The sequence below is a fragment of the Methylobacterium carpenticola genome (genome assembly GCF_042748905.1).
Lineage (GTDB): Bacteria > Pseudomonadota > Alphaproteobacteria > Rhizobiales > Beijerinckiaceae > Methylobacterium > Methylobacterium carpenticola.
Window position 1 is genome coordinate 6,275,010 of record NZ_JBHZEO010000001.1, and the last position, 11,806, is coordinate 6,286,815.

Sequence of the window (11,806 nt, forward strand, 5' to 3'; positions counted from 1 at the left end):
GACAGCGAGGCGCCCGATGATCCCCCGTTACAGCCGGCCCGAGATGGTGGCGATCTGGTCGCCGGAAACCCGCTTCCGGATCTGGTTCGAGATCGAGGCCCACGCCACCACGGCGCTCGCCGAACTCGGCGTGGTGCCGAAGGAGGCCGCCGACAAGGTCTGGGAGAAGGGCCGCGACGCGGTGTTCGACGTCGCGCGCATCGACGAGATCGAGCGCGTCACCAAGCACGACGTCATCGCCTTCCTGACCCATCTCGCCGAGATCGTCGGGCCGGAGGCGCGCTTCGTCCACCAGGGCATGACCTCCTCGGACGTGCTCGACACCTGCCTCAACGTGCAGCTCGTCCGCGCCACCGACCTGCTGCTCGCCGACATCGACGCCCTGCTCGCCGCCCTCAAGCGCCGCGCCTTCGAGCACAAGCTCACCCCGACGATCGGCCGCTCGCACGGCATCCATGCCGAGCCGGTCACCTTCGGGCTGAAGCTGGCGCAGGCCTATGCGGAGTTCGCCCGGGCCCGGGAGCGCCTCGTCGCGGCCCGCGCCGAGGTCGCCACCTGCGCCATCTCGGGCGCGGTCGGCACCTTCGCGAACATCGACCCGCGGGTCGAGGAATACGTCGCGCGCCAGATGGGGCTGACCCCGGAGCCGGTCTCCACCCAGGTCATCCCGCGCGACCGTCACGCCATGTACTTCGCCACCCTCGGCGTCGTCGCCTCGTCCATCGAGCGGCTGGCGATCGAGGTGCGCCACCTGCAGCGCACCGAGGTGCTGGAGGCCGAGGAATACTTCTCGGAGGGGCAGAAGGGCTCCTCCGCCATGCCCCACAAGCGCAACCCGGTGCTGACCGAGAACCTCACCGGGCTCGCCCGCATGGTGCGCGCCTACGCCCTGCCCGCGATGGAGAACGTCGCCCTCTGGCACGAGCGCGACATCTCGCATTCCTCGGTCGAGCGCATGATCGGGCCGGATGCCACCGTGACCCTCGACTTCGCGCTCGCCCGGCTCACCGGCGTGATCGACAGGCTGCTGGTCTATCCGGAGAGCATGCAGCGCAACCTCGACCGGCTGGGCGGCCTCGTCCATTCCCAGCGCGTGCTCCTGGCGCTCACCCAGGCGGGCGTGTCGCGCGAGGACGCCTACCGGCTGGTGCAGCGCAACGCGATGCCGGTCTGGCGCGGCGAAGGCGAGTTCCTGACGCTGCTGAAGGCCGATCCCGAGGTGACCGCCGCCCTCTCCCCCGCGGCGATCGAGGCCTGCTTCGACCTCGGCTACCACTACAAGCACGTGGACACGATCTTCCGCCGGGTCTTCGGCGAGAGCTGAGGCGAGCACGCCGCTGCTCCCGCGCATCCGGCATGGCTGCGTGGAGATGAGAACGGGCACGTCCCCTCTCCCGAGCGGGAGAGGGGTTCCTCGCGCTCCTGCTGTTCACGGACAACCGTGCCGCATGCGGGGCGTGATACGGTTTCCGGAAGATCACTTTCGGAAACCGTATCACGAGCCCGCGCGGCGCCTGAGCGAGGCCGGTTTCCGCATCGCGAAGCGATCATCCGGAAACCGTATGAGTGGCTGCGAGGTGCTTCAGTCCCGCGCCCGCCGAACACCGGGCTCCTCACCCCCTGCCCGTCAGACGAGCCGCGCGCGCTCGTCCTGCCGCGCGAGGCGCGCGAGCAGGAAATCCACCTCCGCCCGCGCCGTCGCCGAGAGGCCGCCCGCGGGCTTGCGCTGGGCGTCCGAGGCGATCAGGCCGCGGCGCATCAGCACGTATTTGCGCACCGCGAGGCCCACACCCGGCTGCTGCTCGTAGCGCAGCAGCGGCAGATGCGCGTCGAACACGTCGTGGGCCTGCTCGCGTTCGCCGGCCGCGGACTGGCGCACCACGTCGACCAGCATCTCCGGGAAGGCGTAGCCCGTCATCGCGCCGTCGGCCCCGCGCTCGCACTCGAAATCGAGGAACAGGCCGCCGTTCCCGCACAGGATCGAGATCGGCCGCAGGGATCCGTCGCGCTGGAAGCCGCGCAGGGCCGAGATCTTCTCGAGGCCCGGCCAGTCCTCGTGCTTGAGCATCACGCAGGACGGGTTGTCGGTGACGATCCGCCGGATCACGCCCGGCGTCATCACCACCGACAGGGTCAGGGGATAATCCTGGATCACGAAGGGGATGTCGGTGCCGATCGCGTCGACCGCCTGGGCGTAGTAGCCGACGATCTGGTCGTCGGTGCGCAGGCTCGGCGGCGGGGCGATCATCACGCCCGCCGCGCCCGCATCCATGGCGGTCTTCGCCAGCGAGGCCATGGCGGCGAAGCCCGGCGCCGAGACGCCGACGATGACCGGAAGCGAGGTCCGCCGGATGAAGCGGGCCGCCACGGCGGCGGCCTCCGCCCCTTCGAGCTTGGGCGCCTCGCCCATGATGCCGAGCACGGTGAGGCCGGTCGCGCCGATCGCGCCGTAGAAGTCGGTGATCCGGTCGATCGAGGCGTCGTCGATCCGGCCATCGGACAGGAAGGGGGTCGGGGCGATCGGGTAGACGCCCTTCGCATCGGGAGAGAGCCGCATGAGCCGGGTCCATGCTGGAAGTGGAACGCGACCCTACGGACCCTGCGCATGTCGGCGCAACCGCCGTGCCCGCATGCGGACGGCCCGCGAATTGCGCTTGCGGCACGGCGGAGGTCGATGTTTGAAGGGGTGTTCCGCCCCCAAGGACCCGCACCATGTCCCGCATCGTCTACGTCAACGGCCGATTCCTCCCCTTCGAGGAGGCCTCGATCTCGATCATGGACCGCGGCTTCCTGTTCGCGGACGGGATCTACGAGGTGAGCGCGGTCCTGAACGGCCGGCTCGTGGACAACGAGGCCCATCTCGCGCGGCTCGACCGCTCGCTCTCCGAGATCGGCATCGCCAATCCCCACGACGCGGCCGGCTGGACGCAGCTGGAGGAGGCCCTGGTCGCCCGCAACGAACTCAAGGAAGGGCTCGTCTACATGCAGGTGACGCGCGGCGTCGCCGAGCGCGACTTCCCCTTCCCGATGCACGGCGTGCAACCCACCGTGGTGATGTTCACCCAGGCCAAGACGATCGCGGCGAATCCCGTCGCCGATCGCGGCGCCAAGGTGGTGTCGGTGGAGGACCTGCGCTGGAAGCGGCGCGACATCAAGTCCGTCGCCCTGCTCGCCCAGGTGCTCGCCAAGCAGGAGGCCGCCGCGGCCGGCGCCAGCGAGGCCTGGATGCACGAGGACGGCTTCGTGACCGAGGGCGGCTCCTCGACGGCCTTCATCATCACGGAGGACGGGCGCATCGTCACCCGGCCGCTCTCGACCACGATCCTGCCCGGCATCACCCGGCGCGCGGTGATGCGGCTCGCCGAGGAGCAGGGCCTCACCGTCGAGGAGCGGCCCTTCACCCTCGACGAGGCGCTCGGCGCGGCGGAGGCCTTCTTCACCAGCGCTTCGGCCTTCGTGATGCCGGTGACCGAGATCGACGGCCAGCGGGTCGGCGGCGGCCAGCCGGGCCCCCTCACCCGGCGCCTGCGCGCGCTCTACCTGGAGATGGCCGGCGCCTGAGATCCGGCGATCGAACCATCATTCCGCCGGCCGAAGCGGTCGATCGGAAACCGCATGATGCGAAAACAAAGACCTGAGCGGATTTACTCTACGCAATTCCGTTCGGGCCGCGAGCTTCGCCGGAACCGGACCGCGCCCGGCCCGGTTTCCTCCGCAACAGACGGAAGGAGACACCGATGCCGAAGCTGATGCGCGGCGCCGGGCTCGCGCTGGCGGCGCTCCTGAGCAGCGCCGCCCTCGCGCAATCGCCCGACGCTCCCCTCAAGGGACGCGACACCTCGCCCCTGCCGCCGCCGAACGAGCGCATCCCCGAGAAGATGCATCCGGGCGCAGCGCCCGCCGACACCGACACGACCGGCTCGACCTTGAGCGACCGCCTCCAGAAATCCGACGGCGTGCTGCGCCCGGCGCCGAACGCCGCGCCGGACATGAGCGTGACGCCGCCGGAGCCGAATCCGAACTCCACCCCGGTGATCAAGCCCGGCGAGCTGCCCGGCCGCGGGCCGGGCACCGAGGCGAAATAGCCGAGATTCGCCAGCGGCGTGGGCGGCGCATCCCTGGCCCGCTCCCGCCGCCGGGCCGGCTTCCTTGATTTCCCGGGCCGGATCGCCCAAGACCGCCGTCATATGACAGCCCCGGCCCCAGGGCCGAGGCTGTTTCTCTGCGTGACAGGATCGGATCAGCGCATGGCGAACGTCGTCGTCGTGGGCGCCCAGTGGGGCGACGAGGGCAAGGGCAAGATCGTCGATTGGCTTGCCGAGCAGGCCGACGTGGTGGTGCGCTTCCAGGGCGGCCACAATGCGGGCCACACGCTCGTCATCGACGGCACCACCTACAAGCTCTCGCTGCTGCCCTCCGGGGTGGTGCGCGGCGGAACCCTGTCGGTGATCGGCAACGGCGTCGTGGTCGATCCCTGGCACCTCGTCGACGAGATCGCCCGCATCGGTCAGCAGGGCGTCACGATCACCCCCGAGACCCTGCGCATCGCCGACAACGCGACGCTGATCCTGCCGCTCCACCGCGAACTCGACCATTTCCGCGAGACGGCCAACGCGGCGCTGAAGATCGGCACCACCAAGCGCGGCATCGGCCCGGCCTACGAGGACAAGGTCGGCCGCCGGGCGATCCGGGTGGTCGACCTCGCGGATGCCGACCTCCTCGGCGCCAAGATCGAGCGCCTGCTCGCCCACCACAACGCCCTGCGCCGCGGCCTCGGCATCGAGGAGGTGGATGGTGCCGCCCTGAAGGCGGAGCTGCTCGCCATCGCGCCGAAGGTGCTGCCCTATGCCGACACGGTGTGGTCGCTCCTCGACGAGGCGCGCCGGACCGGCCAGCGCATCCTGTTCGAGGGGGCTCAGGGCGCGCTCCTCGACGTCGATCACGGCACCTACCCCTACGTGACGTCCTCCAACATCGTCGCCGCGCAGGCCGCCACCGGGTCGGGCCTCGGCCCCTCGGCCATCGGCTACGTGCTCGGCATCGTGAAGGCCTACACGACCCGCGTCGGCGAGGGCCCCTTCCCCACCGAACTCACCGACGCGATCGGCGAGAAGATCGGCGAGCGGGGCCGCGAATTCGGCGTGGTGACCGGGCGCAAGCGCCGCTGCGGCTGGTTCGACGCCGCCCTAGTGCGCCAGACCGTGCGGACCTCCGGGATCAACGGCATCGCGCTCACCAAGCTCGACATCCTCGACGGGTTCGAGACGATCAAGATCTGCACCGGCTACCGCCTCGACGGCCGGATCATCGACCACCTGCCGGCGAGCCAGGCCGATCAGGCCCGCGTCGAGCCGGTCTACGAGACCATCGACGGCTGGTTCGAGACGACGGCGGGCGCCCGCTCCTGGGCCGAGCTGCCGGCCCAGGCGATCAAGTACGTGCGCCGGATCGAGGAGCTGATCGGGGCGACGGTCGCCCTGCTCTCGACCTCGCCGGAGCGCGACGACACGATCCTCGTCCACAACCCGTTCGAGGATTGATCGGCGGCTTAGCCGGCGAACCCCTCACGCGAAGCTTGACGCCAGACGCCTGCCGCGACATGGCAGGCGTCAGATCCCATGGCCGATTATTATCCCCTGCTCGCTCGGGCGCTCGACGCCCTGCCCGACCATTCGCCGGACATGCGCGAGGCGGTCTACGAGCGCGCGCGGGCGGCGCTGACCGGGCAGCTGCGCTCCCTCGATCCGCCCCTCTCCGAAGAGGACATCGACGCGGAGCGCCGCTCCCTCGACGCCGCCATCGACCGGCTGGAGACGGAGTATGGCGGCGCGCCGGCGCCGCCGGAGCCTGCGCCCGAGGCGGCGCTCCCGGAGCCTCCCGCCGCCGAAATCCTGCCCGAGCCGGGCCCGCCGGTCGCCCTGAAGCTGCCCGAGCCCGACCGGCCGAAGCCCGAGCCCGCGGCCGATTCCGCCGCCGAGGACGGTCAGGCACGGCAGCGCCCGCGCATCGACGTGGTGCGCCCCAAGGGCGACCGCTCCGGCCTCCTGCGCAACGGCATCGTGGCGAGCGTGCTCGCGGCGGTGATCGGCGCCATCGCCTTCACGGCATGGTCCCTGCGCGACACGCCCGCGACCCTGCAATCGAAGATCGACGAGAACGCCGCCGAGCGGCCGCCCGAGCCGCAGGAATCGAAGTTCGCGGACCGGGTCGGCGGCGAGCGCGCGCCGCAGGCCGCCCTCCCGGGGACGCCGGCCAAGCCGGCGACCGCAGCCGGCGGCGACATCACCATCGCGCAGCGCGCGACCCTCTACGAGGAGACGGGCGGCCCCAATAACGGACCGCGGGCGATGCAGGGGCAGGCCGTCTGGCGCCTCGACGCGGTCAATGCCGGGCAGGGCCAACCGCTCCAGACGGTGGTGCGGGGCACCATCGACGTGCAGGAGGCGGGCCTCTCCCTGGCGATGGTGATCCGCCGGAACACCGATGCCACCCTGCCGGCCTCGCACGTGATCGAGCTGACCTTCACGCCGAACGATCCGGCGCGGGCGGTGCGCGATGTGGGCCTGCTCCAGTTCAAGGACGACGAGAGTGCCCGCGGCTCGCCGGTCTCGGGCCTGCCGGTTCCGGTGCGCGAGAACATCTTCCTGATCGGGCTCTCCAGCCTGAAGGGCGACGTGGAGCGCAACGGCGACCTCCTGCTCCGCCGCAACTGGATCGACCTGCCGGTCCGCTACGCCTCGGGCGGACGGGCGATCCTGACCTTCGAGAAGGGGGCGGCCGGCGAGAAGGTGATGCGCGACGCCTTCGCGCAGTGGCAGTGAGCGGGGCGCCCCCGGCGGGAGGCGCCGCCCGCGATCAGGCGGGCACGCCCGCGCGGGCGGTCTCGCGGCTGGCCAGGTTGCGCTTGACGGCGTCCTGCACCTTCTCGAAGGCGCGCACCTCGATCTGACGCACGCGCTCGCGGGAGACGCCGAACTCGCTCGACAGATCCTCGAGGGTGATCGGGTCCTCGGCGAGGCGGCGCGCCTCGAAGATGCGGCGCTCGCGCGCGTTCAGCACGCCGAGCGCGTCGCGCAGGGCGGCGAGGCGGTTCTGCCCCTCCTCCTCGCGGGCGAGCACCGTCTCCTGGCTCGGGCTGTCGTCGACCAGCCAGTCCTGCCACTCCCCCTCGCCCTCCTCGCGCAGGGGCGCATTGAGCGAGGCGTCGCCCGACAGGCGGCGGTTCATGTCGATGACGTCCTGCTCGGGCACGCCGAGACGGGTCGCGATCTGCTTCACCTGCTCGGGGCGCAGGTCGCCCTCGTCGAGGGCCGAGATGCGGCCCTTCGCCTTGCGCAGGTTGAAGAACAGCTTCTTCTGGTTCGCGGTCGTGCCCATCTTCACGAGCGACCACGAGCGCAAAATGTATTCTTGAATCGCCGCCTTGATCCACCACATCGCGTAGGTGGCGAGACGGAAGCCCTTGTCGGGATCGAAGCGCTTCACGGCCTGCATCAGGCCGACATTGCCTTCCGAGACGACCTCGCCGATCGGCAGGCCATAGCCGCGGTAACCCATCGCGATCTTGGCGACGAGACGCAGGTGGGACGTGACGAGCTTGTGGGCGGCCTCGCGGTCTCCATGCTCGCGCCAGCTCTTGGCGAGCATGTACTCCTCCGTCGGCTCCAGCATCGGAAACCGGCGGATCTCGTCGAGATACCGGGACAGGCCCCCCTCATTGGCGAGCACGGGCAGTGCAGCAGCCATTCAAACCTCCTGGAAGCTCCCCGATCGGGCGAGCGCGAACGACCTCCGAGCGGCCGGCCGTCCGATCTGCCCTTATAGCAGGACGCGACGGCAACGGGTAGCGACGGACCGAAGGTCCGCCGCCATCAACGCGCAAACCTTCGGATTGGTGCGTGCGTCGCCATACAGCCCAGGAATCGCGTTCGCGCAGTGCGGCTTTGCACATGACCGCGCGGCTGCGGCGCTCAGACGCGGCGCGCGGTCGGTCCCGCCTCGGCGCCGAGCGCCGCGACGAGGCCGGCGAGATCCGGGGGCAGCGGGCTCTCGAAGCGCAGGAATTCATTGCTGAGCGGATGGACGAAACCCAGCACCGCCGCGTGCAGAGCCTGCCGTCCGAGGGCGTCGAGCGCCGCGCGCGCCGGCGCGTCGAGGCGCGCGGCCTTGGTGCGGAAGCCGGTGCCGTAGGTGGCATCGCCCAGGAGCGGGTGGCCGCGATGGGCGAGATGGACGCGGATCTGGTGCGTGCGCCCGGTCTCCAGGCGGCAGCGGACGAGGCCGACCGGCTCGCCCGTGCCGAGCACCGATTCCGTCCGGTAATGCGTGACCGCGTGACGGCCCTTCTCCGGGCGGACCACCGCGATCTTCTCACGGTTTCGCTCCGAGCGCGCCAGCGCGGCATCGATGGTTCCGGCCCGGGGCTCCGGCACGCCCCAGACCAGGGCGAGATAGGCCCGCTCCAGACGCCCGGTGCGACCGTGATCGGCGAATTGCAGGCTCAGGCCGATATGGGCCGCGTCGTTCTTGGCCACGACGAGGAGCCCGCTCGTGTCCTTGTCGAGGCGGTGCACGATGCCGGGACGGCGAACCCCGCCGATCCCCGACAGGCTCGCCCCGCAATGGGCGATGAGCGCGTTGACGAGGGTGCCGCTGTCATGCCCCGGTGCCGGATGCACGACGAGGCCCGGCGGCTTGTCGATGACGATCAGGTCGTCGTCCTCGTAGACCACGGCGAGGGCGCGCGCCTCACCCTCGGGCGTCGCGGGCCGGGCGGGCGGCACCGTGACCGCCACGGTCTGGCCGCCCGACACCCTGGCGGAGGCGTCGCGGATCTCGGCGCCGTCGAGCTGGACCCCCCCCTCCCGGATCAGGCCCTGCAGGCGGCTGCGCGAGAGGTCCGGCCATGTCCGCGCAAGGGCGCGGTCCAGCCGCTCGGGCCCCTCCCCGACCGGAAGCTGCGCCACCCGCACGTCGCTCTCCACGCCCTGCACCCATTGCTCCCAAGAAAAATGCGCGTCGGCCGCGCGATTCCGGCTTGTGCCGTCCGACCACCGTCGCTATACCCCCGCTCACCGCTCGGGCAAGCTCCCATCGTCTAGCGGTCTAGGACGTCGCCCTCTCACGGCGAAAACAGGGGTTCGAGTCCCCTTGGGAGCGCCATCTTCTTGATCGGCCCAATCGCGCAACCGAGACGGCATCCGCTGTTGCGGTTGAGCGTGTAATGTTCCGAGCGGATGCGCGATGCGCAGCCAGCTCCCATCGTCTAGCGGTCTAGGACGTCGCCCTCTCACGGCGAAAACAGGGGTTCGAGTCCCCTTGGGAGCGCCACTTCCGTACAGAACTGCGAATACCGGGCGCAGTCGATGATGCTGCACCGATGACAGCGGCCCGGCTACAGTTTTCCGGCGCTCATGTCCTTGAGCACCTGCTTCTTCAGAGACAGGTCGGCTACGAGACGGCGCGGGCGGACGTTCTCGGGCTCAAGATCCTTCATCCGACCTGCCTGATCGACCTGCAGGCCGCCGTACTCCTTTCGCCGACGGTGTTAGCGCTGGCTCGGAGAGCCGTCCGCCGCTTCGACGTGGATTCGGACTTGGACGGCGCCGATAGAACGCTCTCCGTTCAGCCAAACCGTCCCATCGTCACCGCGCTCGCGTCCAATGCTGAGTGCCGCAGATCGGCGCCACCAGACACCCCTTCAACTTCAGGGCATCGGCGCCGTCGAACGAGATGGTGCCGGAATAGGTCTTGCCGTCCTCCACATTGTAGATCTTGCCGCCCACCCACTCGGTCGGTCCACCCGAGAAGCCGGTGAGGACGGTGAGCCCTTTGATCGGACGGGCCCGCAGGGAGGCAACCGGGTTGTTGACGTCCTTGAGGCCCGGATCGTTCTGGATGTCGTCGGACGAGACGATCCGACCGCAGAGGCCGCCACCGCACTTCATGATCTCGACGAGGCCGTTGTGTCGCGGCGTCCGCCACAGGCCGACCGGGTCCGCCGCCCGGGCTGGAATGGACGTCGAGGCGAGCGCAGCGATGACGCAGAAGACGGGCTTGAGCATGAGATCCCCCCTTTTGTTGTGACCTTGAGACGGTCACGCATTACAGCTAATCAGCTCGATTTTGGTCTGTAAAGACCAGTATCTTGTGACTGATCCGTTCGGTTGCGGCGGCGGTCCGGCGATGCGCGGCGACGGATGGGAACCGAAGGGTTCGGTTCCCAAGCAGGGCTCGCAGAAGGCGGTCGCGGGTGTTGCGACGAGACCCTGCGACATGTCAGGAACCCGAGCGGACGCGGCGTCGGCTCGGCACCGCAATTCTGCTCAGGGCGCAGGAGCCGCCAGGGTGACGGCCTTGGCATTGGTGTAGGCGAGAAGACCCTCGCGGGCATTCTCCACACCGAGACCGGATTGCTTGTGGCCCCCGAAGGGGACCAGGGGAGACAGCGCCGACGCCTCGTTCACCCAGACGCTGCCCACCTCGAGCGCCCGCGCCAGGCGGCGTGCGCGCTCCATGTCGTCGGTCCAGACCGTCGCGGTCAGGCCGAGATCGCTGTCGTTGACCAGCGCGACGGCCTCCGCCTCCGAGGAGAAGCGCAGAAGCGGGAGGATCGGGCCGAATTGCTCCTCGCGGACGATGCGGCTGTGCCGCGGCGGATCGTCGACGATGGTGGCCGGAAAGAAATAGCCGCCTCCGTCGCAGACGGGCCCCTGATGCAGCCCGAAGGATCCGGAGCGGCAATCCTCGATCAGCTGCCGCAATCGCGCGAGCTGGGGCATGTTCTGGATCGGCCCCAACATGACGCCCTCGCGGTCCGCAGGTCCGGCCAAGGCCGTGGTGGCGAGGGCTCGCATCGCGCCGGCGAAACGGTCGTAGACAGCCTCGTGCACGTAGACCCGCTTGGTGGCGATGCAGGCCTGCCCGGAATTCGTCATGGCCGACCAGAAGACCGCCTGAGCGACGCGGTCGATATCGGCGTCCGGGAACACGATCGCGGCGTCGTTGCCGCCCAGTTCCAGCGTGAGGCGCTTGAGCGTCGGGGCGGCGCTCGCCATGACCCGGCGGCCGGTCGAGGACGAGCCGGTGAAGGAGATCTTGGCGAAGCCGTCATGCGCCGTCATCACCGGGCCGAGGGCATCGTCACCCGACACGACGTTGATGACGCCAGGCGGGCAGAGCGGGCGGATCAGGGCCCCGAGCCGGAGCACGGCGAGGGGTGCGAAGGGCGACGGCTTCAGAACGACGGTGCAGCCCGCCATGAGAGCGGAAGCGAGCTTCCAGACGGACAGCAGCAGCGGAAAGTTCCACGGCACCACCGCGCCCACGACGCCGACCGGGACGCGATGCACCTCGATCCGGCGGGCCGGATCGTCGTCGATCACCTCCACCGGCAGGTCGAGGCCGGCCAGTCCCTGAGCCCATTGCGCGGCAAGGGCCGTCACCGCCCCGGCCACCGCGCGGGGCTTGCCGCCCTCGCGCATGTCCAGCTCGGCGAGTTCGGCGGCGTTGGCGGTGATGACGTCGGCGATGTGCAGCACGAGCGCGCGGCGCTCGGCGGCGGGCGCGTCGCGCCAGGACGGGAAGGCGCGCCGCGCGGCCTCGACAGCCAGGTCGAGTTCGGCAGCGCCCGCATTCGGCGCCCGCGCGAAGGCCAGGCCGGTCGAGGGATCGACGACGGCGATGGTGGCCGCCGTCGTGACGCCTGCACCGTCGATCGTGAGGTCAAAGGTCATGGGGCCAGCTCCCTTCCGGCGCAGCATGGCCTGCAGGACAGCAGGACAGGTTGCCCGGTTCCTCTCGCGTG

At 70.2% G+C, this 11,806-nt stretch carries 10 protein-coding genes, 2 tRNA genes and 1 pseudogene; 7 read left to right on the forward strand and 6 right to left on the reverse strand.

Annotated features, from left to right (window positions below; translation table 11 throughout):
• Positions 1 to 16: 16 nt before the first annotated feature.
• Positions 17 to 1,324: an adenylosuccinate lyase gene (purB, locus tag ACE101_RS29025; protein WP_379137321.1), complete on the forward strand. Its 1,308-nt coding sequence runs from the start codon at positions 17 to 19 to the stop codon at positions 1,322 to 1,324.
• Between the two features lie 303 nt (positions 1,325 to 1,627).
• Here the strand turns inward: purB and ACE101_RS29030 are convergent, their stop codons facing one another.
• Positions 1,628 to 2,557: a dihydrodipicolinate synthase family protein gene (locus ACE101_RS29030; protein ID WP_379137323.1), complete on the reverse strand. Its 930-nt coding sequence runs from the start codon at positions 2,555 to 2,557 to the stop codon at positions 1,628 to 1,630.
• A 155-nt stretch (positions 2,558 to 2,712) separates the two neighbouring features.
• On the opposite strand from ACE101_RS29030, the gene ACE101_RS29035 reads away from it, so the two are divergent.
• From ACE101_RS29035 to ACE101_RS29050, 4 genes are all read left to right on the forward strand, one after another.
• Positions 2,713 to 3,561, forward strand: a complete 849-nt coding sequence (locus ACE101_RS29035) for a D-amino-acid transaminase (protein ID WP_379137326.1) — start codon at positions 2,713 to 2,715, stop codon at positions 3,559 to 3,561.
• 176 nt (positions 3,562 to 3,737) lie between these two features.
• Entirely contained in the window at positions 3,738 to 4,085 is a 348-nt protein-coding gene (locus ACE101_RS29040; protein ID WP_379137328.1) for a hypothetical protein, read from the forward strand.
• Between the two features lie 162 nt (positions 4,086 to 4,247).
• The gene (locus ACE101_RS29045) at positions 4,248 to 5,540 is read left to right on the forward strand and encodes an adenylosuccinate synthase (RefSeq protein ID WP_379137331.1); all 1,293 of its coding nucleotides are present in this window, start codon (positions 4,248 to 4,250) and stop codon (positions 5,538 to 5,540) included.
• Positions 5,541 to 5,618: 78 nt separating this feature from the next.
• Positions 5,619 to 6,821: a histidine kinase gene (locus ACE101_RS29050; protein ID WP_379137333.1), complete on the forward strand. Its 1,203-nt coding sequence runs from the start codon at positions 5,619 to 5,621 to the stop codon at positions 6,819 to 6,821.
• Positions 6,822 to 6,855: 34 nt separating this feature from the next.
• Here ACE101_RS29050 and rpoH read toward each other — a convergent pair whose 3' ends face one another.
• Together rpoH and ACE101_RS29060 are read right to left on the reverse strand one after the other, a co-directional pair.
• Positions 6,856 to 7,746, reverse strand: a complete 891-nt coding sequence (gene rpoH, locus ACE101_RS29055; RefSeq protein WP_379137335.1) for an RNA polymerase sigma factor RpoH — start codon at positions 7,744 to 7,746, stop codon at positions 6,856 to 6,858.
• 224 nt (positions 7,747 to 7,970) lie between these two features.
• On the reverse strand, positions 7,971 to 8,984 hold the full coding sequence (locus ACE101_RS29060; RefSeq protein ID WP_379139019.1) for an RluA family pseudouridine synthase: 1,014 nt from the start codon (positions 8,982 to 8,984) through the stop codon (positions 7,971 to 7,973).
• A gap of 102 nt (positions 8,985 to 9,086) precedes the next feature.
• On the opposite strand from ACE101_RS29060, the gene ACE101_RS29065 reads away from it, so the two are divergent.
• Positions 9,087 to 9,162, forward strand: a tRNA-Glu gene (locus ACE101_RS29065).
• A 92-nt stretch (positions 9,163 to 9,254) separates the two neighbouring features.
• Positions 9,255 to 9,330, forward strand: a tRNA-Glu gene (locus ACE101_RS29070).
• Between the two features lie 67 nt (positions 9,331 to 9,397).
• Here ACE101_RS29070 and ACE101_RS29075 read toward each other — a convergent pair.
• The 3 genes and pseudogenes from ACE101_RS29075 to ACE101_RS29085 form a co-directional block, all read right to left on the reverse strand.
• Positions 9,398 to 9,547 (reverse strand): annotated as a pseudogene (locus ACE101_RS29075) (IS3 family transposase); the annotation flags it as partial.
• A gap of 97 nt (positions 9,548 to 9,644) precedes the next feature.
• A complete protein-coding gene (locus ACE101_RS29080) occupies positions 9,645 to 10,064 on the reverse strand; it encodes a DUF2147 domain-containing protein (protein ID WP_379137338.1) in 420 nt (139 codons plus the stop codon).
• A gap of 261 nt (positions 10,065 to 10,325) precedes the next feature.
• A complete protein-coding gene (locus ACE101_RS29085; RefSeq protein WP_379137341.1) occupies positions 10,326 to 11,735 on the reverse strand; it encodes an aldehyde dehydrogenase family protein in 1,410 nt (469 codons plus the stop codon).
• Between the last annotated feature and the right edge of the window lie 71 nt (positions 11,736 to 11,806).

What these genes read in the sequence shown, in the direction of transcription:
- purB (WP_379137321.1), top strand. Translation starts at nt 17, where the DNA reads ATGATCCCCCGTTACAGCCGGCCCGAGATGGTGGCGATCTGGTCGCCG.
- ACE101_RS29030 (WP_379137323.1), bottom strand. Translation starts at nt 2,557, where the DNA reads ATGCGGCTCTCTCCCGATGCGAAGGGCGTCTACCCGATCGCCCCGACC.
- ACE101_RS29035 (WP_379137326.1), top strand. Translation starts at nt 2,713, where the DNA reads ATGTCCCGCATCGTCTACGTCAACGGCCGATTCCTCCCCTTCGAGGAG.
- ACE101_RS29040 (WP_379137328.1), top strand. Translation starts at nt 3,738, where the DNA reads ATGCCGAAGCTGATGCGCGGCGCCGGGCTCGCGCTGGCGGCGCTCCTG.
- ACE101_RS29045 (WP_379137331.1), top strand. Translation starts at nt 4,248, where the DNA reads ATGGCGAACGTCGTCGTCGTGGGCGCCCAGTGGGGCGACGAGGGCAAG.
- ACE101_RS29050 (WP_379137333.1), top strand. Translation starts at nt 5,619, where the DNA reads ATGGCCGATTATTATCCCCTGCTCGCTCGGGCGCTCGACGCCCTGCCC.
- rpoH (WP_379137335.1), bottom strand. Translation starts at nt 7,746, where the DNA reads ATGGCTGCTGCACTGCCCGTGCTCGCCAATGAGGGGGGCCTGTCCCGG.
- ACE101_RS29080 (WP_379137338.1), bottom strand. Translation starts at nt 10,064, where the DNA reads ATGCTCAAGCCCGTCTTCTGCGTCATCGCTGCGCTCGCCTCGACGTCC.
- ACE101_RS29085 (WP_379137341.1), bottom strand. Translation starts at nt 11,735, where the DNA reads ATGACCTTTGACCTCACGATCGACGGTGCAGGCGTCACGACGGCGGCC.